General features: G+C 44.4%; 26 protein-coding genes. 25 read left to right on the forward strand and 1 reads right to left on the reverse strand.

The features are described from left to right. Positions 1 to 106: 106 nt before the first annotated feature. From HMPREF2918_RS02825 to HMPREF2918_RS02860, 8 genes are all read left to right on the forward strand, one after another. Positions 107 to 1,318, forward strand: a complete 1,212-nt coding sequence (locus tag HMPREF2918_RS02825; protein ID WP_003011617.1) for a phosphopentomutase — start codon at positions 107 to 109, stop codon at positions 1,316 to 1,318. Position 1,319: 1 nt separating this feature from the next. After that, positions 1,320 to 1,865, forward strand: a complete 546-nt coding sequence (locus tag HMPREF2918_RS02830) for a DUF1697 domain-containing protein (protein ID WP_070594530.1) — start codon at positions 1,320 to 1,322, stop codon at positions 1,863 to 1,865. A gap of 11 nt (positions 1,866 to 1,876) precedes the next feature. Continuing rightward, the gene (locus tag HMPREF2918_RS02835) at positions 1,877 to 2,686 is read left to right on the forward strand and encodes a purine-nucleoside phosphorylase (protein ID WP_070594531.1); all 810 of its coding nucleotides are present in this window, start codon (positions 1,877 to 1,879) and stop codon (positions 2,684 to 2,686) included. A 4-nt stretch (positions 2,687 to 2,690) separates the two neighbouring features. Beyond that, positions 2,691 to 3,923 (forward strand): chloride channel protein, encoded by a 1,233-nt coding sequence (locus HMPREF2918_RS02840; protein WP_305366772.1) that lies wholly within the window; start codon positions 2,691 to 2,693, stop codon positions 3,921 to 3,923. Further along, positions 3,920 to 4,633: a type 1 glutamine amidotransferase gene (locus HMPREF2918_RS02845; RefSeq protein WP_070594532.1), complete on the forward strand. Its 714-nt coding sequence runs from the start codon at positions 3,920 to 3,922 to the stop codon at positions 4,631 to 4,633. Before HMPREF2918_RS02840 ends, HMPREF2918_RS02845 begins: the two co-directional genes overlap by 4 nt. Before the next feature lie 143 nt (positions 4,634 to 4,776). Further along, the gene (gene deoD / locus HMPREF2918_RS02850; protein ID WP_070594533.1) at positions 4,777 to 5,487 is read left to right on the forward strand and encodes a purine-nucleoside phosphorylase; all 711 of its coding nucleotides are present in this window, start codon (positions 4,777 to 4,779) and stop codon (positions 5,485 to 5,487) included. Further along, positions 5,487 to 6,254, forward strand: a complete 768-nt coding sequence (locus HMPREF2918_RS02855; protein ID WP_031575783.1) for a hypothetical protein — start codon at positions 5,487 to 5,489, stop codon at positions 6,252 to 6,254. The genes deoD and HMPREF2918_RS02855 overlap by 1 nt, the downstream gene beginning before the upstream one ends. Further along, on the forward strand, positions 6,255 to 6,986 hold the full coding sequence (locus tag HMPREF2918_RS02860) for an NAD-dependent protein deacylase (protein ID WP_031575784.1): 732 nt from the start codon (positions 6,255 to 6,257) through the stop codon (positions 6,984 to 6,986). A 183-nt stretch (positions 6,987 to 7,169) separates the two neighbouring features. Here HMPREF2918_RS02860 and HMPREF2918_RS02865 read toward each other — a convergent pair whose 3' ends face one another. Continuing rightward, on the reverse strand, positions 7,170 to 8,078 hold the full coding sequence (locus HMPREF2918_RS02865) for a LysR family transcriptional regulator (protein ID WP_031575788.1): 909 nt from the start codon (positions 8,076 to 8,078) through the stop codon (positions 7,170 to 7,172). 242 nt (positions 8,079 to 8,320) lie between these two features. Here HMPREF2918_RS02865 and HMPREF2918_RS02870 point away from each other — a divergent pair, with 242 nt between their 5' ends. The 17 genes from HMPREF2918_RS02870 (at position 8,321) to HMPREF2918_RS02955 (ending at position 24,222) form a co-directional block, all read left to right on the forward strand. Then, the gene (locus HMPREF2918_RS02870) at positions 8,321 to 9,745 is read left to right on the forward strand and encodes a DUF6688 domain-containing protein (protein ID WP_049497357.1); all 1,425 of its coding nucleotides are present in this window, start codon (positions 8,321 to 8,323) and stop codon (positions 9,743 to 9,745) included. A gap of 183 nt (positions 9,746 to 9,928) precedes the next feature. Continuing rightward, positions 9,929 to 10,735 carry a dihydroorotate dehydrogenase electron transfer subunit gene (locus HMPREF2918_RS02875; protein WP_070594534.1) on the forward strand — a complete coding sequence of 269 codons (807 nt, stop codon included), beginning with the start codon at positions 9,929 to 9,931 and terminating at the stop codon, positions 10,733 to 10,735. A 9-nt stretch (positions 10,736 to 10,744) separates the two neighbouring features. Further along, positions 10,745 to 11,683, forward strand: a complete 939-nt coding sequence (locus HMPREF2918_RS02880) for a dihydroorotate dehydrogenase (RefSeq protein WP_070594535.1) — start codon at positions 10,745 to 10,747, stop codon at positions 11,681 to 11,683. Between the two features lie 179 nt (positions 11,684 to 11,862). Continuing rightward, positions 11,863 to 12,555, forward strand: a complete 693-nt coding sequence (gene pyrF, locus HMPREF2918_RS02885; protein ID WP_003011715.1) for an orotidine-5'-phosphate decarboxylase — start codon at positions 11,863 to 11,865, stop codon at positions 12,553 to 12,555. 230 nt (positions 12,556 to 12,785) lie between these two features. After that, the gene (gene pyrE, locus HMPREF2918_RS02890; RefSeq protein WP_003003338.1) at positions 12,786 to 13,418 is read left to right on the forward strand and encodes an orotate phosphoribosyltransferase; all 633 of its coding nucleotides are present in this window, start codon (positions 12,786 to 12,788) and stop codon (positions 13,416 to 13,418) included. Positions 13,419 to 13,560: 142 nt separating this feature from the next. Next, on the forward strand, positions 13,561 to 14,160 hold the full coding sequence (locus HMPREF2918_RS02895) for a hypothetical protein (protein ID WP_070594536.1): 600 nt from the start codon (positions 13,561 to 13,563) through the stop codon (positions 14,158 to 14,160). Between the two features lie 56 nt (positions 14,161 to 14,216). Next, entirely contained in the window at positions 14,217 to 14,708 is a 492-nt protein-coding gene (locus HMPREF2918_RS02900) for a DUF3592 domain-containing protein (RefSeq protein WP_070594537.1), read from the forward strand. Positions 14,709 to 14,774: 66 nt separating this feature from the next. Beyond that, positions 14,775 to 15,272: a hypothetical protein gene (locus tag HMPREF2918_RS02905; protein ID WP_225305932.1), complete on the forward strand. Its 498-nt coding sequence runs from the start codon at positions 14,775 to 14,777 to the stop codon at positions 15,270 to 15,272. Positions 15,273 to 15,546: 274 nt separating this feature from the next. Next, positions 15,547 to 17,049 carry a glycosyltransferase family 39 protein gene (locus HMPREF2918_RS02915; RefSeq protein ID WP_070594539.1) on the forward strand — a complete coding sequence of 501 codons (1,503 nt, stop codon included), beginning with the start codon at positions 15,547 to 15,549 and terminating at the stop codon, positions 17,047 to 17,049. Positions 17,050 to 17,179: 130 nt separating this feature from the next. Continuing rightward, positions 17,180 to 17,833: a uracil-DNA glycosylase gene (locus tag HMPREF2918_RS02920; protein WP_070594540.1), complete on the forward strand. Its 654-nt coding sequence runs from the start codon at positions 17,180 to 17,182 to the stop codon at positions 17,831 to 17,833. 8 nt (positions 17,834 to 17,841) lie between these two features. Next, the gene (locus HMPREF2918_RS02925) at positions 17,842 to 18,306 is read left to right on the forward strand and encodes an NUDIX hydrolase (RefSeq protein WP_003003493.1); all 465 of its coding nucleotides are present in this window, start codon (positions 17,842 to 17,844) and stop codon (positions 18,304 to 18,306) included. A gap of 11 nt (positions 18,307 to 18,317) precedes the next feature. Continuing rightward, on the forward strand, positions 18,318 to 19,586 hold the full coding sequence (locus HMPREF2918_RS02930) for a dihydroorotase (protein WP_070594541.1): 1,269 nt from the start codon (positions 18,318 to 18,320) through the stop codon (positions 19,584 to 19,586). A gap of 14 nt (positions 19,587 to 19,600) precedes the next feature. Then, positions 19,601 to 20,443 carry an SGNH/GDSL hydrolase family protein gene (locus tag HMPREF2918_RS02935; RefSeq protein WP_070594542.1) on the forward strand — a complete coding sequence of 281 codons (843 nt, stop codon included), beginning with the start codon at positions 19,601 to 19,603 and terminating at the stop codon, positions 20,441 to 20,443. Further along, the gene (locus HMPREF2918_RS02940) at positions 20,412 to 21,044 is read left to right on the forward strand and encodes a YpmS family protein (RefSeq protein ID WP_070594543.1); all 633 of its coding nucleotides are present in this window, start codon (positions 20,412 to 20,414) and stop codon (positions 21,042 to 21,044) included. Before HMPREF2918_RS02935 ends, HMPREF2918_RS02940 begins: the two co-directional genes overlap by 32 nt. A 285-nt stretch (positions 21,045 to 21,329) precedes the next feature. Beyond that, the gene (locus tag HMPREF2918_RS02945; RefSeq protein ID WP_049488631.1) at positions 21,330 to 22,892 is read left to right on the forward strand and encodes a 2-isopropylmalate synthase; all 1,563 of its coding nucleotides are present in this window, start codon (positions 21,330 to 21,332) and stop codon (positions 22,890 to 22,892) included. Positions 22,893 to 22,904: 12 nt separating this feature from the next. Beyond that, on the forward strand, positions 22,905 to 23,942 hold the full coding sequence (gene leuB / locus HMPREF2918_RS02950; protein WP_031576974.1) for a 3-isopropylmalate dehydrogenase: 1,038 nt from the start codon (positions 22,905 to 22,907) through the stop codon (positions 23,940 to 23,942). Between the two features lies 1 nt (position 23,943). Then, positions 23,944 to 24,222: a DUF1294 domain-containing protein gene (locus tag HMPREF2918_RS02955; RefSeq protein WP_031576975.1), complete on the forward strand. Its 279-nt coding sequence runs from the start codon at positions 23,944 to 23,946 to the stop codon at positions 24,220 to 24,222. Positions 24,223 to 24,225: the final 3 nt, after the last annotated feature.

Raw genomic sequence — 24,225 nt, forward strand, 5'->3', positions numbered from 1 at the left:
AATTGAGAGGCTAAGACTTTTGTCCCAGCCTCGGATCAAACAACGGCTCTCTTCTTATAGGGATATGGTATAATATAGCTAGTTTAATAAAGGAAAGAGGCAGTATATGTCAAAATTTAAACGCATGCACTTAGTTGTGCTGGATTCAGTTGGGATCGGTGCTGCACCAGATGCCAATAACTTTGTCAATGCAGGTGTTCCAGATGGAGCATCTGATACATTGGGCCACATCTCTAAAACCGTCGGTTTGAATGTACCAAACATGGCTAAAATCGGTCTTGGAAATATTCCTCGTGAAGTACCATTGAAGACTGTGCCAGCTGAAAGCAATCCAACTGGCTATGCGACAAAATTGCAAGAAGTCTCTCTTGGAAAAGACACCATGACTGGTCACTGGGAAATCATGGGGCTCAACATTACAGAACCGTTTGATACCTTCTGGAATGGTTTCCCTGAAGAAATTATTACAAAGATTGAAGAATTCTCAGGACGTAAGGTCATCCGTGAAGCTAACAAACCTTATTCTGGTACAGCGGTCATCGATGACTTTGGACCACGTCAAATGGAAACTGGTGAGTTGATCATCTATACGTCAGCAGACCCTGTGCTTCAAATCGCAGCTCACGAAGACATCATTCCTTTGGATGAGTTGTACCGTATCTGTGAATACGCTCGTTCCATCACTTTGGAACGTCCAGCTCTTCTTGGTCGAATCATTGCTCGTCCTTATGTTGGGGAACCAGGCAACTTCACACGTACAGCCAACCGTCGTGACTTAGCTGTTTCACCATTTGCGCCTACTGTTTTGGACAAGTTGAACGAAGCAGGTATTGATACCTATGCAGTTGGTAAGATCAACGATATCTTTAACGGAGCTGGTATCAACCACGATATGGGCCACAACAAATCAAATAGCCACGGTATGGATACCTTGATTAAGACCATGGGACTTCCTGAGTTCCAAGAAGGGTTCTCATTTACCAACTTGGTAGACTTTGATGCTCTTTACGGTCACCGTCGCAATGCTCATGGTTATCGCGATTGCTTGCATGAGTTTGACGAACGCTTGCCAGAAATCATCGCTGCGATGCGTGAAGATGACCTCTTGATGATCACTGCAGACCACGGAAATGACCCAACCTACGCTGGTACAGACCATACGCGTGAATACATCCCATTCTTGGCTTATAGCCCATCCTTCAAGGGCAATGGTGTGATTCCAGTCGGACATTTCTCTGATATCTCTGCAACAATTGCAGAGAACTTTGGTGTTGAAAAAGCCATGATCGGTGAAAGCTTCTTAGACAAATTGAACTAAGATGACACGCTTCGCTCTCCTCGTAAGAGGGATCAATGTTGGCGGGAAAAACAAGGTCATGATGGCAGAGCTTCGAGAGGAGCTTCAAATGATCGGGCTGGATGGGGTAGAGACCTACATCAATAGTGGCAATATCTTCTTTGAATCTGCTGGTTCTAAAGAAGAATTGGTAGATTTGCTGGGACATTTCTTTCGTGAACACTATCCCTTTATCCAGTCTTTTTCTCTCTTTTCAGCTGAGGACTATGCGCAAGATCTCGCTGCTCTACCAGCCTGGTGGCAGGAGGGTCTGGCCCGCAAGGATGTTCTCTTTTACACAGAAGGCCTTGATCAGGATGCTGTCTGGGAGCTGGTCTCCTCTTTTTCGCTCAGTGATGAAATCATCCATCGTGGAAGCCTTGGGATTTACTGGGGTAAATATTCAGAAGAGACCTATACAAAGACAGCTTACCACAGACAAGTCCTCAAGATGCCGGATTACCGTCTGTTGACCATTCGCAATGCCAATACATTTGACAAAATCGGTCAATTTTTCAAACATAAATAAGGAGATATGCAATGACATTATTAGCAAAAATCAATGAAACAGCTGCTTTTTTGAAAGGTAAAGGAATTGAAGCGCCTGAGTTTGGCTTAATCCTTGGATCAGGTCTTGGAGAACTAGCTGAAGAAATCCAGAATCCAGTCGTTGTAGACTACGCTGAAATTCCTAACTGGGGACGTTCAACGGTTGTAGGTCATGCTGGTAAATTGGTTTACGGTGAGCTTGCTGGACGTAAAGTTTTAGCCCTTCAAGGTCGTTTCCATTTCTACGAAGGAAATCCATTAGAAGTGGTGACTTTCCCAGTTCGTGTCATGAAAGTTTTGGGCTGTGAAGGGGTTCTTGTTACCAATGCTGCTGGTGGTATTGGCTTTGGTCCTGGTACTTTGATGGCCATCACAGACCACATCAACATGACTGGTCAAAACCCATTGATCGGTGAAAACTTGGATGACTTTGGTCCACGTTTCCCTGATATGTCGAAAGCCTACACACCAGAATACCGTGAGACTGCTCATCAAGTAGCGGACAAATTGGGTATCAAGTTGGATGATGGGGTTTATATCGGTGTGACAGGTCCTACCTATGAAACTCCAGCTGAAATCCGTGCATATAAGACACTTGGCGCAGATGCTGTTGGGATGTCTACAGTTCCTGAGGTTATCGTTGCAGCTCACTCTGGTTTGAAAGTTCTTGGTATTTCATGTATTACCAACTTTGCGGCTGGTTTCCAAGAAGAGCTCAACCACGAAGAAGTAGTAGAAGTGACAGAGCGTGTCAAAGGCGACTTCAAAGGATTGTTAAAAGCGATTCTTGCTGAACTCTAATCCAATGAAAGTACGACTCCAAAGGCTATCCTACGGACTGAGGTTACTTCTAGCTACTTTATCCTTGGGAATAGGGACGGGTCTGGTCGGAATTGCCTGTCATTATCTACTAGAAGGGGTGCAAGAGCTGGCCTTTGGCCAAGCTAGTTCGGATTTGCTCCAGCAATTTCAAGAAGCTGGAGGTCTCCGTAGATTTCTGGTTTTGTGTGTGACTGGGTGCTTGGCAGCTGGCTTCTGGTATGTTCTGCAAAGACATTATAAGATCCTGTCAATTCGCCAGCAAATTGACTTAGCTGGAGACAGGGAACCAGCGCCCTTAGCCCACCTCCTTCATGCAGGGATGCAGGTTGCGATTGTCGGAGCAGGTGCATCGGTCGGAAAAGAAGGAGCCCCACGTGAGGTCGGGGCTCTTCTAGCTGGTCGTTTGGCGAAGGGGTTCTCACTAGCTCTCAAAGAGCGAAAAGTCTTGATCGCCTGTGGGGCTGGAGCTGGTTTGGCTGCGGTCTATCAGGTCCCCTTTGCCAGTAGCTTGTTCGTCTTTGAGACCTTAGGACTCGCCTACAGTTGGCAGAATCTTCTACTGGTTTTGACCAGTACTTATCTGGCCACCTGGGTCGCTCAGCCCATCGTTGGTCAGGAGGCTGTTTATCACCTGTCCGCAGTCTCATGGTCGGCTAGCAGTTTTTTACAGGCTATTGTGATTGTTTTCTTAGTCACTCCCTTGGCTCTGGTCTTTGCTTTCCTCGCCAAGCGAGCTAGTCACAAACGGCTGAAGGATGGATCGATTCTTTGGGCTCTTCCTCTAGCCTTTCTAGTGCTGGGGAGCCTAGTAGCCTTGTTCCCCATCTTTATGGGAAATGGCCAGGTACTAGCGCAAGCCCTCTTGTCTAGCCAGTCGATTCCTTATCTTCCACTGGCTCTTGCAGTGAAGGGACTTCTGGTTTATCTCCTCTTGCGCAATGGTGCCTATGGGGGAACCTTGACACCATCCTTTGCCCTTGGGATTGGATCTGGCTATCTAGTGACCTTGCTTTTGACAGTTCTTGGGATTCATCTAGATCCAGCTATAGGGATGTTACTTGGAGCGACCGTCTTTTTAGGAACGACCTTAGATGCTCCTCTGACAGCTATTGCCCTGAGTCTTGGATTTACTGGCCAAGCTTGGAGTTTGACAATCCCGCTTGTACTTGTAGCTGGTCTATCTTATGTGATTCGAAAGAGATGGGAGAAGAAATGATGAAGGTACATTTTGTACTGCATGAAACTTTTGAAGTGCCGGGTGCTTATCTAAAATGGGCACAGGAGCGTGGCCATCAGGTGACCACGACCAAAGTCTATGAGAACGAAGCCCTACCAGAGACAGTGGATGAGATTGACTTTTTGATCGTCATGGGAGGACCTCAATCGCCAGATGAAGATCGAGAAGCTTTTCCATACTACGATCCTCAGGCAGAGATTGAACTGATTCAAAAAGCCATGAAGGCTGATCGTTATATTGTTGGGGTCTGTCTGGGGGCCCAGCTCCTGTCTGTTGCCTATGGAGCAAAGTATGAACACAGTCCTGAGCGTGAGATTGGGGTTTATCCTGTGACCTTGACGCCTGAAGGACTCACAGATCCACATGTCGGTGAGTTTGGAGAAACGTTTGAAACCGGCCACTGGCATGGCGATATGCCCGGATTGTCAGAAGATGCTGTTGTTCTTGCTACTAGTCAAGGGTGTCCACGTCAGATGATCCGCTTTAGTCCGAAACACTATGCCTTCCAAGCTCACTTAGAATTTGATCCAGAAGCAGTTGATCTCTTGATTGCTGCTGACGGTGAAACTGTTTTGGAAGAACAAAGCCAAAACCTGACCTTTGTTCAAAAACCTGAAGACATTCGTGCTTACGATTATCGAGAAATGAATGCCAAACTCTACGCATTTTTGGATTCATTAACAAAATAAATTAAAAAGAAAGGTAGAGCATGTGTTCTGATTTGAACACGAGCGGAAAGCTCGGAAAATAGATAATCTGACTGAGAAATCAGGAGTTCTCGTCAGATTCCTAATTTTCAGTCGCTTTCTGGTCGCTCTTTGTATCATAAACTATGTCTATCCATATTGCTGCTAAGCAGGGTGAAATTGCTGATAAAATTCTTCTTCCTGGGGATCCTCTTCGTGCGAGATTTATTGCTGAGAATTTCCTTGAAGACGCTGTTTGCTTCAACGAAGTCCGTAACATGTTTGGTTACACGGGTACTTATAAAGGTCACCGTGTTTCTGTCATGGGTACTGGAATGGGGATGCCATCGATCTCTATTTATGCGCGTGAGTTGATTGTCGACTACGGCGTGAAGAAATTGATCCGTGTGGGAACGGCTGGTTCTTTGAATGAGGATGTGCATGTTCGTGAATTGGTCTTGGCACAAGCTGCTGCAACCAACTCAAACATCATCCGTAACGACTGGCCTCAATACGATTTCCCACAAATCGCTAGCTTTGATCTTTTAGACAAGGCCTACCACATTGCCAAAGACCTTGGCATGACGACTCACGTCGGCAATGTCTTGTCATCAGATGTTTTCTATTCAAACTATGGTGAAAAGAATATCGAGCTTGGTAAATGGGGTGTCAAAGCTGTAGAAATGGAAGCAGCAGCTCTTTATTATCTTGCTGCTCAACACCATGTCGATGCGCTTGCGATCATGACTATTTCAGACAGTTTGGTCAATCCAGATGAGGACACAACTGCTGAAGAACGTCAAAATACTTTCACAGACATGATGAAAGTCGGTCTTGAGACCTTGATTGCAGACTAATGGCAAAATTCCTTCATGATGAATGGCTCTACGATCTCCAAAATTATCACTACAGCCGGGCTCTGCGCTCTATCAAGCAGCAGGAAGAAGTACCGGATTTGTTGGTGAGCTTACTGCAGTTAATGGCGGAGCGTCGAGAGCTCAATATCCAACCCGTCATGAATCAAAAGTTGAGAACCGAGTTGCTAGAAGCGACTGGTTTTCAGCTTTTTTGGCATGAAAATCCAGAAAATGAACAGTTGGCCAACTACCTTTATGATCTCGAAGCGAAGTTGAGAAATGAACAGATTATCGACTTTGTTCGTGCCGTTAGCCCAGCCATCTACCGGATTTTTATGCGATTGATTCAGTTGAAAATTCCTGATATTACAAACTATATTCATAACTCCAAAGAGTCCAGTTATGACCGTTGGAAGTTTGAGAGCCTGCATGCGTCCGACAATCCTATCCTGCAGCAATTCCACAGCGAAAGTGTGGTCAATTCGTCCAGTTTGACGGAGTTGATTGTGCAGTTGGATTTGCCAGATAGCGTCAAAGTTGCGGCCCAACAATTGCGGGAGTTAGAAAAATCAGTTCGCAACCCCCTGGCTCACTTGATCAAGCCCTTTGATGAAGAAGAGCTCCATCGGACGACGGGTTTCTCTTCTCAGGATTTTATGAAGAATTTGATTGACCTTGCAAGCTACACAGGAATTCATTATGATCAAGCTAACTTTTATTTTGATCAGGCCAATGCTGTGATGGAAGAGCTACTAAAGGAGAAGTAGATGGATAAGATTGCTCAATTACAGGAGATGATTGACCAGAGTCAACGGATCGTTTTTTTCGGTGGTGCAGGAGTTTCCACGGAGTCAAATATTCCAGATTTTCGAAGCTCAGACGGTGTCTATAGCGTTCAGGTAGGGCGGCATTTGACAGCTGAGCAATTGGTCTCCCATACCATGTTTGAGCGCTATCCAGAGGACTTTTTCGACTTTTACAAGAAATACCTACTCTACCCAGATGCCAAGCCCAATGCTGCCCATCAGTATCTGGCTCGGCTTGAAGAGACCGGTAAGCTCAAGGCAGTGGTGACACAAAATATCGATAGTCTCCATGAAATGGCTGGTTCTAAAAAAGTTTTGAAGCTTCATGGCAGTGCCGACCGCAATTACTGTACGGGTTGCCAGCGATTTTATGATTTGGAGGCCTTTCTAGCTTTGGAAGGCCCGGTTCCACACTGTCTGGACTGCGGCAAGGTTGTCAAACCTGATGTGACCCTCTACGAGGAGCCTCTCGATATGGAGGTCTTTAGCCAAGCAGCCCAAGCCATCCAAGAGGCTGATCTCCTGATTATCGGCGGAACCTCTCTCGTGGTCTACCCAGCAGCTAGCTTGATCCAGTATTTCCAAGGGAAGAAGCTGGTTGTCATCAATAAGACCAGTATCCCTCAAGACAAGCAAGCAGACCTAGTTATCGAAGGAAAGATTGGAGAAGTATTTTCACAATTAAGACAATAAAAAGAGAGTGGGACAGAAATCGGTAATTCGTTAGAATTCGATTTCGTCGTCCCACCTCCGCACAGTTGAGTAGGGCTGTAAAAGCTGATGAAATCAGCGTAGTAGAGCCCACTCAACCACTGCGTCTTGCTCGACAATCCAAAAATAATTGAGAGGCTAGGACTTTTGTCCCAGCCTCCTTTTTTATTTATCAAACTTCACTTCCTCAAGCAAGTACTCGATGAATTTTTCTCCCATTTTTGAGAGTGCTGTTTTTTCATGTTTGATGTAGACCAGCTCGATCGGGTCTTCGATATCAAGGGGAATGGAGACGATGTTATTTCCGTTGAGATTGCTGTTGAGAATCCCGGTCGCAATGGTGTAGCCATCCAGACCGATCAAGAGATTAAAGAGAGTCGCTCGGTCACTGACGACGATGGATTTCTTATGATGCTCTTGCGAGAGGATCTCTTCTGAGAAGTAGAAGGAGTTGTGGGTTCCTTGGTCATAGCTAAGGTATGGGAAATCTTCCAGATCAGATAAGTGAACGATCTCTTTCTTGGCAAGAGGATTGCTCTTGCTGACAAAGATATGAGGTTGCGCTGTAAAGAGGTGGGTAGCAATCAGGTGATTATCATCCAGCATCTTAGAGAGGACATCCCGGTTGTAGCTATTCAAAAAGAGTACGCCAACCTCGCTTCGGAAGTTCTTGACGTCATCGATGATCTCCCAAGTCCGCGTCTCCCGTAGGAAGAGCTCGTATTTTTCCATGTCGCTTTTCTTGAGGAGAGAAACGAAGGCCTCAACCACGAAGGCGTAGTGCTGTGAAGAGACACTGAAAAGCTCACGAGAACCCACGGGATTTTTATAGCGCTCGGACAAGAGGTCAATCTGCTCCACCACCTGGCGGGCATAAGAGAGGAACTCCATCCCATCGCGGGTCAAAGTGATCCCTTTAGGATTCCGGATAAAGATTTCAATCCCCATCTCATTTTCCAAGTCCTTGACAGCATTGGAAAGGCTAGGTTGAGTGATGAAGAGTTGTTTTGCGGCCTCATTCATAGAGCCGGTTTCGACGATTTTGATAATGTATTGTAATTGTTGTATTCTCATGCTTTTATTTTAACATAAAAAAGCGCGTTTTTCCCGTAAAATGTGATCTTTCAAGGACTGTATGAGAGAATAAGACAGGCTGAGGGAGGTAATAGGAAGTAGGCTAGATCGAATAATTAAAAATAGAAAATTGGAAACAAAATCTCCATCTGGGGACTGATTTTGATGGAAAAATACAGTTTTGTCTTGCTTAAGATAAGATCTGATTGATAGAATGGTAAAAAATTGATTGAGGAGATCTTATGAAAAAACTAGTTTCCTGGTATAAGAAAAAGGATAAGGAATTGGAAACCCATTTCACAGCAGGTCTGTTGCAGATCAATTTTGTGACCAATGCACTGATTCTATTGGTCTTTTACATCTATTTGGTCATTAGTCAGTCGATCTATGCTCTATCGGATCCATTCATCCAATTTAGTGTTTGGGAGATTGTTTCCTTTACGATGAAGCTCTTGCCCTACGGTCTAACCGTAGCCCTCTTTGTCCCCAATATTTTTGTCATTATCTATGGGATTGGGCGGTGGTCCAGCATCCAGTTCAAAGAAGCAGAGGAAGAAGCTCCCAAAGATCCGGATCTGTTTGAAGAGAGAGGGCCAAAGGAAGGAGAAGAGGCAAGAGAAGATGACGCATTCACAATTGAATCACCGAGTCCTAAGCCTATCAAAAAGAAAAAACAACAGCCTACAATTGTTCTTTGGTTTGGACTCTTTGGCTGCTTTCTAGAAGCGATTTTTATTTTCATTGTCAAGGATATGACCTTTTACGAATGGAATGAGCCCTTGATCAATTCTCAGAAACATGCGCTGATATGGTCTGGAGCCTATCCGACCTTCTTCACACTGGCAGCTCTTACTTTACTTGCCTTGATTATCTATTCCTACCGGGATGCGAATTCACTCTCACCACTAGCAAATGTCTTCTGCATCAGTGGCATTCTAGGAGGAGTGGTTCTCCTCTTAGTTTTTGATAATCAACTGCAGGTAGCAAGTTTTCACACCTTTTTCTTACTGATCTATTCCATCCATCTCTTATGGGTTCGCATCAAGGAGTGGCAGGAAGATCGAACAGAGATAAGCTATGAGAATCGTCTGCTTCAATGGCTCCATCAGCTCTTAAATAAATCACGTAACTGGCCATGGCTAGCGGTCCTCATCGCTCTTCCGACTCTTGCCCTTGTTGTCCTCGTTCTCATGCTCTTTGGGCAGCAGCCGGATTCCATGATCAAGGCCTGGACAAATACAGCTGACTGGGCCTTCTCACAAAAGATTCCTCCTCAGAATCTCATCATTGATGAGCATTATCTCTGTACGGTTGCGGCTGGTGGCCATGAAAATGTTGTCAAGCCCCAGCGGATGGGCATCCGCCACGGTCATCCAGTCGTTGTCAATCGCCAGCTTTGTATTGCCAATGCCTTTGAGCAGGTGTTAGAAGAAAAGACGCCACGATTCCATCGCTTCTTGCGTCGCAATTACGACCGCTATGGCTATCCCTTTGCCAAACATATCAAGAAGAAATGGGCTATGGACCTGATCTATTACCTGATGAAACCTTTGGAATGGCTCTTTTTACTGGTTCTTTATCTAGTCGATCGCAAGCCTGAAAACCGAATCGCCATGCAATACATTAAACCGATCCCAGAAGATTTTGAACCCCGTAAAGTTTCTTGAGTTACTGATTTTACTTGACAAGCGAGAAGGAGCGCGATATAATGAGACAAATTTAACCTTTAAGAGGTCCAGAGAGGCCTGCAAGGAAAGACAGAAAAAAGATCAGCAGACGGAGTCTAGCTGATCATTTGTAGGCCTTGCTTTTGCGAGGTCTTTTTTGCTGAAAGAAAGAAGAGGATATCAATGGTCAGTGACAGTTGTAAAAAACGCTTTGGCAAAATCATGATGGAGGAGATGGAGCTCGTCGCCCAAGAAGAAATCGCTCCCCGCATCTATTCTATGGTCTTGAAGGGGGAAATGGTGGCGCAGATGCTGCCAGGTCAATTCCTTCATATCCGCGTCCCTGATGGGTCTAAGCTCCTTCGCCGTCCGATTTCAATTTCTGAGATTGATCCTGAGACACAGACGTGTCGCTTGATCTACCGCATCGAAGGTGGGGGGACAGCTATCTTTTCCCAATTGCCAATCGGTAGCAAACTTAGTGTCATGGGTCCTCAGGGAAATGGTTTTGATCTCACTAATCTCGGTCAAGGTCAGAAAGCCTTGATCATCGGTGGCGGTATCGGTGTTCCTCCTTTGGTCCAAGTGGCCAAACAACTCCATGAGCAAGGGGTGGAAGTTGAAGTGGTTGTCGGCTTTGCGACCAAAGAAGCCGTTATTTTGGAAGAAGAGCTTTCTAAGGTTGCTCATGTCACTGTAACGACAGATGATGGGACTTATGGCACTAAGGGCTATGTCTCTACGGTCATTGATCAGATGGACCAGGAGTTTGACGCTATCTATTCTTGTGGAGCCCCTGGTATGCTCAAATATGTCAATACCAAATTCCATGACCATCCTCGCGCCTATATTTCCATGGAATCGCGTATGGCCTGTGGGATGGGTGCTTGCTATGCCTGTGTGGTGCATTTAGAAAATGAAAGCCAAGCAGCTAATAAGCGCGTGTGTGAAGACGGACCGGTCTTTGAAACCGGTACGATTGTGATGTAGGAGGACCTTATGACAGCAAATCGACTAGCCGTATCCTTACCTGGTTTAGACTTGAAAAACCCGATTATTCCGGCATCTGGCTGTTTTGGTTTTGGTCAGGAATATGCTAAATACTATGACTTAGACCTGCTTGGATCCATCATGATCAAGGCGACAACTGCTGAGGCACGCTTCGGAAATTCGACTCCACGAGTTGCTGAGACACCGGCAGGCATGCTCAATGCCATTGGGCTCCAAAATCCAGGCGTAGACGTGGTCCTAGCAGAGAAACTCCCTTGGTTGGCCCAACATTATCCAGACCTACCGATTATTGCCAACGTAGCCGGCTTCTCCAATGAAGAGTATGCAACGGTATCTAGGAAGATCTCGCAAGCACCAAATGTCAAGGCCATTGAGCTCAATATCTCTTGTCCAAACGTAGACCATGGGAACAACGGCCTCTTAATCGGGCAGGTTCCTGAGTTGGCCTATGCGGCTGTGAAAGCAGCGGTAGAAGCGTCCTCCGTCCCTGTCTATGTCAAGTTAACGCCTAGTGTGGCAGACATCACGCAGGTCGCAAAAGCAGCAGAAGATGCAGGGGCGACTGGCTTAACCATGATCAATACCTTGGTTGGGATGCGCTTTGACCTCAAGACTGGTAAGCCCATCATTGCCAATGGCACAGGAGGTATGTCGGGACCAGCTGTTTTTCCAGTTGCATTAAAACTCATCCGTCAGGTTGCCCAATCCACTAAACTTCCGATTATCGGAATGGGAGGTGTGGATTCAGCAGAAGCAGCCATAGAAATGATGATTGCAGGTGCCTCTGCGATTGGAGTTGGAACTGCTAATTTCACCGATCCTTATGCATGTCCAACCATCATCGAAGATCTGCCACAGGTCATGGATCGCTATGGTATTGACACCCTTGAGAACTTCCGAAAACATGTACGGGAAAATCTACTGTAAATCCTTGACTTTTCCCAAATATCGTACTACAATAAATAAAAACCTTTAAAGCAGTCCAGAGAGGCTCCTAAGGTCTAGACGGTGAATCATGGTAGTTGTTCCTACCTAATTTTCGTGTAACCTTGCCTCGGGCAAGGTTTTTTTGTAGACAAAATGATCAATCAAAAAAGGAGTAATCCATGCGTGAAGAACGTCCTATTATCGCCCTTGACTTCCCAGCTTTCGAGGATGTCAAACACTTTTTAGAGCATTTTCCAGAAGACGAAAAATTATTTGTAAAAATCGGAATGGAATTTTTCTATGCAGTTGGTCCTGAAATTGTACATTACCTCAAAGGGCTTGGACACAGTATTTTCCTTGATTTAAAATTGCATGATATCCCAAATACAGTCAAATCAGCCATGTCCGTACTGGGGACCTTCGGAGTAGATATGGTGACGGTCCACGCAGCCGGTGGTGTAGAGATGATGCGCGAAGCCAAGGCAGCTCTTGGTGAAGGAGCTAAATTGGTAGCCGTGACCCAGTTGACTTCTACCAGTGAAGAAGACATGCGTGATTGCCAAAACATCCAAACAACGGTCCAAGAATCTGTAGTCAATTATGCTCGCAAGGCCCAAGAAGCAGGCTTGGATGGCGTTGTCTGCTCAGCTCATGAAGTAGCCTTGATCAAGGATGCCACTTCATCAGACTTTGTCTGTGTAACACCAGGGATTCGTCCTGCTGGAGCTGAAATCGGCGACCAAAAACGGGTCATGACGCCACAAGAAGCTCATAAAATTGGATCTGACTATATTGTCGTTGGACGCCCAATCATCCAAGCAGAAAACCCATGGGACGCTTACCATGAAATTAAGAGACAGTGGAATAGTTAAGAACGTCTAAGAAGCTGTGCTTCAAGACGTTCTACGGGAAGCCCGATAGGGCCTTCTCTAAACTATTCACTAACTTAGTTGAAAGAAAATGATCGTTTCTTTCAACTAAGTGTCGGAACTTAAAAAGTCCATGGGACCTTCCCTAACGCGTTCACTAACCTGTAATGTTGTTGTTTAAATCAATAATTGATTTAATTCGTATATGATTAAAATCGTAAAAAGGAGTCGTTATGTCATTAGCTAAAGATATTGCTAGCCATCTTTTAAAAATTGAAGCCGTTTATTTGAAACCAGAAGAACCTTTTACTTGGGCATCTGGGATCAAGTCTCCTATTTATACAGATAACCGTGTAACCCTCGCTTATCCAGAAACTCGTACCTTGATCGAAAATGGATTTGTAGATAAAATCAAGGAAGCTTTCCCTGAAGTAGAAGTGATTGCAGGAACTGCAACTGCAGGGATTCCTCACGGTGCGATTATTGCGGACAAGATGAATTTGCCATTTGCCTACATTCGTAGCAAACCAAAAGACCACGGTGCTGGTAATCAAATCGAAGGCCGTGTACCACAAGGCCAAAAGATGGTCGTAGTGGAAGATTTGATTTCTACTGGTGGTTCTGTTTTGGATGCTGTCGCAGCTGCCAAGCGTGAAGGGGCGGACGTTCTTGGTGTCGTAGCCATCTTCACCTACCAATTGGAGAAAGCCGATAAGAAATTTGCGGAAGCTGGCGTTCAACTTGAAACCTTGTCTAACTATACTGAATTGATTCATTTGGCAGAAGAACAAGGTTACATCACTTCTGAAGGTTTAGAGTTGTTGCACCGTTTCAAGGAAAACCAAGAAACTTGGCAAAATAAATAATACAACTGAAGCGTTTCTAACGCTTCTTTTTTATACTCTTTTCACTAGTTGGTGGTTAACTTGAATCTCAAAGTAAAATCCGGTATGATAGTAGTAATTGTTCTTATGGATGAAAGAAAAACTATTTTTAAGGGAGAAGAAGATGTCAAAAGAACATTATTTGCAAATGAAGAAACAGGCTCGGGTCTGGTTTACCGTTAATATCGTCATCAGTTTGATCGCTATTGTGGGAGGAATTTTAGTGGTCATTAGTAAATCACGTCATATCCCATTTTTATTGATGGCCTTGGGGGCACTGACTTTGATGAACCAAGTCTTGGTTACCCCTGTTTTCAACGCCAAAAAAGAAGCTGAGGAAGAACATCCAGAATGGAAGAGCTTGTCTACTAAAGATACTAAACTTCCTGCGGAGAATCTGCAGAAAGGGGTTTTGGTATCAGCTACGGCTCTTCTGATTGTCATTATTGGTTTCTTCATGTTCTATCGTCCTCTTCCGACAACAGACGCAGGAACTGAAGTGATCAAAACCTATCGGGAGATTCAGACTGTTCCGGATAGTTCAACAGACAAAGAATCTAGGACGGTCTCCGATTTAACTCCTCAGGATGTTCAAACCTTACAAGAATTGAAGGAAGAAATCGAATCCAATGCTCCATCAGATTCAAATTCACTAGATATAAACAAAGCAAAAGATCTTGCAGAAAAAGCGCAGCAACAGAATTGGTTGAAAAGAGGAGAATAAGATGACTTTTCAAGTGGTTTGAATTCAACTAGTTTATGTGAAAGGGTAAAAAACAAATGACAGTAACAACATTCTGGCTTAGTTTGGGAATCTTGACCCTTGTTTTCTTGATCATGCTGCTTATCTTTTACACCTTGTATCGCCGTGAAATAAAAGTGAAAACAGAATCAACCGCAAAAGTTCTGGGAGAAGTAGTTGCTTTTGATTCCAAAAATCAACTGCTTATTTCTCTGCCTGTGGTGGAGTATCAAGTCGAGGGTGAAAGATACCAAAAGACCTTTTCCTACGCTTATTTTAGGGAGACTTCTTCCAAATCTAGGCAGGCCAATGTTTTCGATAGAACCTATGTTCTTGGAGCCGGCAAAAATCTGGATTTGCGGATGATATTCCCAATTGGGTCTCCTATGACAGTTTTTTATAATCCAGTCGATCCACAGCTTGGTTTTGTCGAACGATATGCCGGCTTAGTCGGTTTCTATAAAATCGGAATGATTCTAACGGTTGGAATTTATCTTGGGTTAGTATGTATTCTAGCTTTGTTAGGTTGAATTGTTCCGACCTATCTGAAATAAAAAGCACATTCATATATGTTTGGTTGAATGAGAGGATTTTCAATGATCAAAAGAGGTCAATGTTTTAATATCAGTTTGAATGGGAAAAGGCCACTCTGGGGGTACTTTTTGTTGGTGACAGATCAAGGGGAAGAATTCATCGTCAAACGCAATAGTAAAATCCCTTTCGACAAGTACCGAAAAGTGTACCAGACCAACCATTCGTTTAAAGATCAAATTTTTTCAAAGAAAGCACCAGCAAATATTTATTCTTTGATTGGTGTTCCACTAGGCCTATTATTAGCAAGGACATTTAGAAAGATCCTTCCCATGGACCTTTTCTTTGGGAAAGCAAATCTTGATTTGAATGTTAGAGAAGGGGCGATAAATGTCTTTTTGTTTCTATTTGCAGTTATGATCACTTTATGGCTGGTCGCTATTGCTAGATATGTGCAGTTGAAACGGTTTGTTAAGAAAAATGAAGCAGAACTAGTATTTGTTGGTCAGATAAAACCAGTAGAGTATCTTCAAAAAACAGCAAATGGAATCGAGGTGTGGTGAATGCGAAAAATAAGAAAACGTCAATTGTTTGCCCTGGTTTGTTTAAGCATGATAGTCCTGTTTTTAGCATATTTTGTTCAAATGCGCTTGTTTTTGGGATTGATTTTATATTTGTTGGTCGTTCTCTTTTATAGAGGCCTTGAATTCACAGAGCCTCGGGAAATAGAGTTTGATTTTAAGGAAGATCCTAAAGATTAAAGATTATTCCCCAACCTTAATGATTTCCTACCACCCCATAACAGCAGAAATGCTGTTTTTTTGATATAATGGACCTATGTTATCGAAAAGTAAACGTATTCTATTTGGGATGCTTCATGTTGTCATGTTGCTAGTGATGGTCCACTGGTTCTTGATCAGTGTGACCTATCTGAGAGAGATTTCATGGCTAGCCATTTTAGGTGCTGGATTGCTATTTCTGCTAGCCTGGTTGAAACGAGATGGGCTAAAGAGTGCCTTTGCTTGGTTGACTCGGCACAAAAAAGGCTTCTTACTTGGTGCCCTTGTCTTTCAGTTGATTGTCATGGTCTGTGCGGAGCTTTTTATCCGTCGGGATGCTGCAGTTGTTTTCAAAGGGGCTTTTGATCTTCTGAAGCAATCTTCCATAACCAACTACCTCAGTCGCAATCCCAATAACATTCCGCTCTTTCTTTACGAGAAGTTTTTCTATGTCTTATTTGGCTCTAGCGGTCTGTGGGTCATGCAGGCTCTCAATATCCTCTATGTCAATCTGGGAGCAGTCCTCTTGTACAAGCTGTCCCAGAAGCATTTCAATCAAAAAACGGCTGATCTAGCCTATCTCTTCTATGTGAGCTTGATCTGTTACTCGCCTTATTTCTATTCCATGTACACGGACATTCCGCCACTTCCTTTGATCGCTCTTCAGTTATGGTGGGTTTTGGATCTCTTAAAGGAAGATCAAGCAGTCTCCTGGAAGAAGATTGTTGGCTTGGGGATCTTATCTGGCGTGACCATGTTGATCCGTCCAACGACGATTATTGTCATGATTGCCTTTTGGGCTGTACTCTTCTTCAGAGGAAATTGGAAGGCCTTTGGAAAGATTGCTACGGTGACCGTGATGATGACGGGTTTTGTCTTTGCAGGATTGAATACAGCGGTCAATCATCAAAGAGTTGTGCCGATCTTGAAACAAGAAGGGCTGGCTAAAGGACCGCTCTTATTTATCAATCTGGGCTTGACGGATATGGGGCATAACCAAGAAGATATGAAAGAAGGCTTGTTGGCCTATATCGATGAGGATAAGCGCTCGGATTACAACAATGGCCTCTTTAAAAAAGAAAATGTGATCAAAGAAATCAAGCGCCGTCTCAAGGAGTACGGACCGTTCGGTTTGATCGGGCATATCTACTACAAGCAATCCTTGACGGTAGCAGAAGGGACCCTGGGCTGGCTCTACCGAGATGTAGAGTATGAGAAGACGCCTTTTATCAATCCTCTCTATGCACCCCTGACTAAAAATAATGGTCTGGCAAAATGGGTGCGGACTTATTTCCTCAGCATTGATCGCCCGCAGTACAAGTATTATGAATTTGTCAAGCAGGTGATCTGGATCGTCCTATCGGCTGGTTTGGTTGGGGCTTATCTCAAACGTCGAGATACAGATGACTTTAACTTCCTTTCCTTAGCAGTCTTTGGTGGTTTGCTCTTCTTAACCATCTTTGAAGGTGGGAAGACCCGCTACCTCATCCAATTCTTACCGCAAATTTTACTAGTCGCTTCGATCGGTCTAGCAGGATTTACCAAGAAAGAAAATATCTAAAAGCTCCTGCTTGTTTGACAAGCAGAAAAAGAGGTTGGACAAAAATGTCCAGCCTCTTTTTTATCCAGTGGATCTGCGCCAAATGTGGTATAATGAAAGGTAAGAATTTATTGGATAGCGGAGAGTTTCCATGCAGCATTCACCCTGGCATGAAGCCATCAAATCCCATCTTCCAGAAGGGTATTTTCACCAGATCAATGACTTTATGAATGAAGTCTATAGCAAAGGAGTGGTTTATCCACCGCGTGACAAGGTCTTTAAGGCCTTGCAGACGACAGACATGGATCAGGTCAAGGTCTTGATCTTAGGCCAAGATCCCTACCATGGACCGGATCAAGCGCAGGGCTTAAGTTTTTCTGTTCCAGATCATGTACCAGCGCCACCTTCTTTGCAAAATATTCTCAAAGAATTGCGCTCAGATATCGGAGAGAAGCGTTCCCATGATCTGACTTCTTGGGCAGAGCAAGGAGTGCTCTTGCTCAATGCCTGTTTGACGGTGCCTGCTGGTCAGGCCAATGGTCATGCAGGACAAATTTGGGAGCCTTTCACAGATGCTGTGATCAAGGTGGTTAATGAGTTGGAGGAGCCTGTTGTCTTTATCCTCTGGGGATCTTATGCCCGTAAGAAAAAGCCTCTGATTACCCACGATCGACATTTGGTCCTTGAATCAGCTCACCCAAGTCCCTTATCGGCCTACCGAGGATTCTTTGGTTCCCAACCCTTTTCAAAAACCAATCAATTTTTGAAAGAGGCGGGACGCGAGCCGATTGATTGGTTAAGATAGGAGAAAAAATGCCACAATTAGCAACGATTTGTTACATTGACAATGGGAAAGAATTTCTCATGTTGCATCGCAATAAAAAGCCCAATGATGTCCATGAAGGTAAATGGATCGGAGTTGGAGGAAAATTAGAACGCGGGGAAACCCCACAGGAGTGTGCGGCGCGTGAGATTTTTGAGGAGACGGGCCTTAGAGCCAAGCCAGTTTTGAAAGGGATTATTACCTTTCCGGAGTTTACTCCAGATTTGGACTGGTACACCTATGTCTTCAAGGTAACGGATTTTGAGGGAGAACTGATCGAGTGTAACGAAGGGACCTTGGAGTGGGTACCTTATGATCAAGTCCTCTCAAAACCAACCTGGGAAGGGGACCACACCTTTGTCGAGTGGTTGTTGGAGGATAAACCCTTCTTTTCAGCAATGTTTCGCTATGACGGCGACCGCTTGTTAGAGTCGCATGTTGATTTTTATGAATAAAGGAGAATGCAATGGTTGTCATTAAAAATGGTCGCGTAATGGATCCCAAGACCGGCTTGGATCAAGTCTGTGACCTTCGTATCGAAGGAAAGAAAATTGTAGAGATCGCTGAAAACCTCCCAACGGATGGACAAGAAGTCCTTGATGCTACTGGTCTGGTGGTTGCTCCTGGTTTGATCGATGTACACGTGCATTTCCGCGAACCCGGTCAAACTCATAAAGAAGACATCCATACGGGTGCCTTAGCTGCAGCTGCTGGTGGTTTTACTCGAGTGGTCATGATGGCCAATACCAATCCGACCATTTCAGATATTGCAACTTTAGAGGAAGTCTTAGCTTCTGCAGCCAAGGAAAATCTTCACATTCATACGGTTGCGACGGTGACTAAGAACTTTGACGGTCAACACCTGACAGATTTTGAAGGACTGCTTAAGGCAGGTGCAGTGGGATTTTCAGATGATGGGATTCCCCTTCAAAGCACTAAGGTTGTCCGTGAAGCTTTGGAAGAAGCTAAGCGTCTAGGAACCTTTATCAGTCTGCATGAAGAAGACCCTGAGTTGAATGGCATTCTTGGTTTGAATGAGAACATTGCCAAGGAACACTTCCATGTCTGTGGTGCGACGGGTGTAGCCGAATATTCAATGACTGCGCGTGATGCTATGATTGCCCATGCGACAGGTGCTCACCTCCATATCCAACACCTTTCCAAGGAAGAAAGTGTCAAGGTGGTGGAATTTGCCCAAGGATTAGGAGCTCATGTGACGGCAGAAGTGGCACCTCAACACTTTTCGAAAACAGAAAGTCTGCTCTTGACTAAAGGAAGCAATGCTAAGATGAATCCACCTCTTCGCTTGGAATCTGACCGTCTAGCAGTGATTGAAGGCTTGAAGTCAGGCGTTATCTCCGTGATTGCGACTGACCACGCGCCTCACCATGCTGATGAGAAGAATGTTCCTGATATTACCAAAGCACCATCTGGAATGACTGGGCTTGAAACTTCGCTTTCTCTTGGTTTGACCTACTTGGTGCATGCTGGCCATTTAAGCCTGATGCATTTGCTTGAAAAGATGTCCTATAATCCAGCACGTCTCTATGATTTTGATGCTGGCTATATCGCAGTGGATGGACCGGCAGATTTGACCATCTTTGATCCAGAAGCAGATCGTCTGGTATCGGATCATTTCGCTTCAAAAGCGGGCAATTCACCATTTGTGGGTGAAACATTAAAAGGAAAAGTTGCTTATACGATCTGTGATGGACAAGTGATTTTTCAAGGATAGGCGATCGTATTCATATGAATCTTAAAAAAATGATGCAAGGCTTGGTTTTCTTTATAACCAGCCTTCTTGTCTTTGTCTTTCTATTTCGAGCTTTGCTACCAACTGCATCGCCTCGCATGACCAAGCCTAAAACGGCTGCGAAAGAAATCACCTATATTTATGTAGCTCTAGGGGATTCACTGACCGAAGGTGTAGGAGATAGCACTAAGCAAGGGGGCTTTGTACCCATCCTTGCCCAAAGTCTGTCCAATGAAAATGACGGCCAGTACCAACCTGTCAACTATGGAGTAGCTGGAAATACAAGCGCTCAGATCTTAGATCGACTCAAGAAGCAAACAGATCTTCAGAAGGATCTCAAAAAGGCGCGTGTCATGACCTTAACGGTTGGGGGAAATGATCTGCGCAAAGTCGTTGTTGATCATTTGAGTGATTTTTCTCTATCAGATATCCAAAAACCGCTCAAGAGTTATACAGCGAACCTCAAAGAAATTATTACAAAGGCCAGAAAGGACAATCCCCATCTTCCCATTTATGTAGTGGGGATCTACAATCCTCTTTACCTGAATTTTCCTGAATTAACCAGTATCCAGACGGCTGTCGATCGTTGGAATGAGAAGACGGAAGAAACCATCGCGCAATTTGATCAGGTCTATTTCGTTCCGATCAATGATGCCCTGTATAAAGGAATCGACGGGAAAATGGTTGTGTCAGAAGTCAGTGATGGCAAAGCGACGATTACAAACGATGCCCTGTATGAAGAGGATCGTTTTCACCCCAACAACACAGGTTATGAAAAGATGAAACAAGTAATATTGGAGAAAATCAATGCCACGAAGAAAACTTGGAGTCAAAAATAATCCCATCAAAGAGAAGGTCCCCTTCCTTCAAAAAATCAATATTTGGAAATGGTTGTTTTTAGGCTTGGTCAGCCTTCTCTTAGCCTTTGCTATAGTCGTGCAAGGACGCTTAGCGACGCCAAGAGAAGATGTTAGTCAGCTTCATCAAACAGTTGGCACCAAAGATGTCAAAGTTGGAACTATGACGACAACTCGTGATCAACTCAATGACACCATCAAATCTCTTCTGAAAAAATATAAGCTGTCCGACTACAAGGTCTATGCGGACAATCAGCAAATCCTATTAGAAGGACAGTTGAGTCTCTTAGGGAAGGATTATCCCTTATACATTTACTTTCAACCATCCAAATTGGAAAACGGGAACATCCTCTTGACGGTGAAGGATTTTTCAGTCGGAACTTTTCAAATTCCACAAAAGATGGTTTTGCAGCTCTTGAGCAAGAATAAAACTATTCCAGAATTTATCCAAATTTCACCAAAGCAGTCTACCATCACCATTGTATTACCAGAAATTGACAATGACTTTGGAATCTATGTCAAGGCCAATACCATTGACCTCTATAATGATAAGATCGTTTTTGATTTGTATCAGAAGAAGTAGGGCGGAAAGCTTTATTTTGTTTCTATTCAAAAAATTCAGAATATTACGGAAAATTCTTGACATTGCTTTTTCCCTATGCTAAAATACTAAACAAGACATTGAACAAAGGAGAAAGTCAAACATGAAAACAGCTAAGTTTATTCAATTTGCTTTGTTGTTGAGGTATAAGGGCTAGTGCAGAAGCATTAGTCCTGTTTGGCTTACCAAGCGGGCAAAAACATCTCGCTTGGTTAACCGAGTGAGATGTTTTTCTTTATATCCACTACATAGAAATGAGGAGACCCTATGCGTAAAGTTGAATTTTTAGATACCAGCCTTCGGGATGGCGAACAGACTCCAGGAGTTAATTTCTCTATCAAAGAAAAGATTGCCATTGCTAAACAATTGGAAAAATGGGGCATTTCTGCTATTGAAGCAGGTTTTCCTGCAGCTAGTCCTGATTCCTTCACAGCTGTGCAGGAGATTGCCAAGGTCTTGACCAAGACAGCCGTGACAGGTTTGGCTCGTTCTGTCAAATCAGATATTGATGCTTGTTATGAAGCCTTGAAGGATGCTAAGTATCCACAAATTCACGTCTTTATCGCAACCAGTCCGATTCACCGGGAGTTTAAACTCAACAAGACCAAGGAAGAAATTCTTGAAGCGATCAAAGAGCACGTTTCTTACGCTCGCTCAAAATTTGAAATTGTTGAATTCTCGCCAGAAGATGCGACACGGACCGAATTGGATTTCCTCTTGCAAGTCGTTCAGACTGCAGTCGATGCAGGGGCCAGCTATATCAACATTCCTGATACAGTCGGTTTCACGACACCAGCGGAGTACGGTGCCATTTTCAAATACCTGATTGACCATGTCAAGACAGATCGCGAGATTATCTATTCACCTCATTGCCATGATGACCTAGGTATGGCTGTGGCAAATAGCCTCGCTGCTGTTAAAAATGGTGCCCGTCGTGTTGAAGGAACCATCAATGGCATCGGGGAGCGGGCCGGCAATGCGGCGCTTGAAGAAGTAGCGGTCGCCCTTAATATTCGCGAAGACTATTTCCAAGTTGAAAGTCCGATCGTCCTTAATGAAACCATCAACACTTCTGAGTTGGTCTCTCGTTACTCTGGGATTCCAATTCCTAAAAACAAGGCGGTTGTTGGTGGCAATGCCTTCTCACACGAGTCTGGTATTCACCAAGACGGGGTTCTTAAAAATCCTCTTACTTATGAAATCATCACCCCTGAGCTGGTGGGTGTCAAGAGCAATAGCCTCCCTCTTGGAAAATTGTCTGGTCGCCATGCCTTTGTCGAAAAACTGCATGAGTTGGGACTGGAATTTACAGAAGAGGACATCAAGCCGTTGTTTGCTAAGTTCAAATCTCTGGCAGACAAGAAACACGAGATCACAGATGCCGATATCCGCGCCCTTGTTGCCGGTACAGCAGTGGAAAATCCAGAAGGATTCCAATTTAATGATCTTCGCTTAACCACCAATGCAGACGAAACGATTACAGCAGCGGTTAGCCTCCGCAATGAAGAAGGGGAAGTACTTGAATTCCTTGCCAATGGTCAAGGGTCGGTTGAAGCGATCTTTAATGCGATTGATAAATTCTTCAACCAAACTGTTCGCTTGACCTCATACAATATCGATGCAGTGACAGATGGGATCGATGCTCAAGCCCGTGTCTTGGTATCCGTGGAAAATGTCGATACCGATACGATTTTCAATGCCTCTGGTTTGGACTTCGACGTATTGAAAGCTTCTGCCATCGCTTATATCAATGCCAACACGCTGGTTCAAAAAGAGAATGCGGGTGAGATGGGACGAGCTGTCTCCTACCGTGATCTTCCACAAGCCTAAGAGGAACTGAACATGACAAAGAAAATTGTAACACTTGCAGGAGATGGGATTGGCCCTGAGATCATGGCAGCTGGACTAGAGGTCCTCGCAGCCGTTGCTCCCAAAATTGGCTTTGATTATAGTCTAGAAGACAAACCTTTTGGGGGTGCTGGGATTGATGCCGCTGGCCACCCACTTCCCCAAGATACTCTCAAAGTAGCTAAAGGAGCGGATGCTATTCTTCTCGCAGCCATCGGGAGTCCGGAATATGACAATGCTCCTGTTCGTCCAGAACAAGGCTTGCTTGCTATTCGTAAGGAATTAAATCTCTTTGCCAATATTCGTCCTGTACGGATTTTTGACGCCTTGAAACACTTGTCTCCTTTGAAGCCAGAGCGTATCGAGGGTGTTGACTTTGTGGTCGTGCGTGAATTGACAGGTGGGATTTACTTTGGAGAGCATATCTTGAAAGAAGATACAGCGCGCGATATCAATGATTACAGTGCAGAAGAAATCCGTCGGATTATGCGCCAAGCCTTCAAGATCGCGCAAGGACGTGGTAAGAAAGTGACCAGTATCGATAAGCAAAATGTCCTTGCAACTTCTAAATTGTGGCGCCAAGTGGCAGAAGAAGTGGCTAAAGAATTTCCAGATGTGACCTTAGAGCACCAGCTTGTCGATAGTGCGGCCATGATCATGATTACCAATCCAGCCCGCTTTGATGTTGTAGTGACAGAGAATCTATTCGGAGATATCTTATCTGATGAATCCAGCGTCCTTCCAGGAACACTAGGCGTGATGCCATCTGCTAGTCATTCTGACCAAGGACCAAGTATGTACGAACCGATTCATGGTTCAGCACCTGATATTGCAGGTCAAGGCATTGCCAATCCGATTTCCATGATTCTGTCCGTTGCCATGATGCTCCGAGACAGTTTTGGAGAAACAGCAGGTGCAGAAATGATCGAAGAAGCTGTCAATCAAACCTTGAATCAAGGAATCTTGACGCGAGATCTAGGTGGTCAGGCTTCTACTGCTGAGATGACTGCAGCCATTATTGGGAATCTCTAAGATGACTTGGAGAGATCGCTGTTTAGTTGTTATTGCTATTTGGAATAGTATCGTATTTCTGACCTATGGTTTAGATAAACGAAAAGCTATCCAAAACAGGTGGCGGATTCCTGAAAAGGTCCTGTTACTTGAGAGCTGGCTGCTTGGTGGATTTGGAGCTCTACTAGGTGGATATCTTTTTCACCACAAGGTGCGGAAATGGTATTTTCAAGCCACCTGGTGGGGCAGTAGCCTTCTTTTAGCAGGTGTCCTCTTTCTAATCCTTCAATGGATTTCCTAACAA

It is taken from the genome of Streptococcus sp. HMSC065C01 (assembly GCF_001813525.1).
Lineage (GTDB): Bacteria > Bacillota > Bacilli > Lactobacillales > Streptococcaceae > Streptococcus > Streptococcus parasanguinis_V.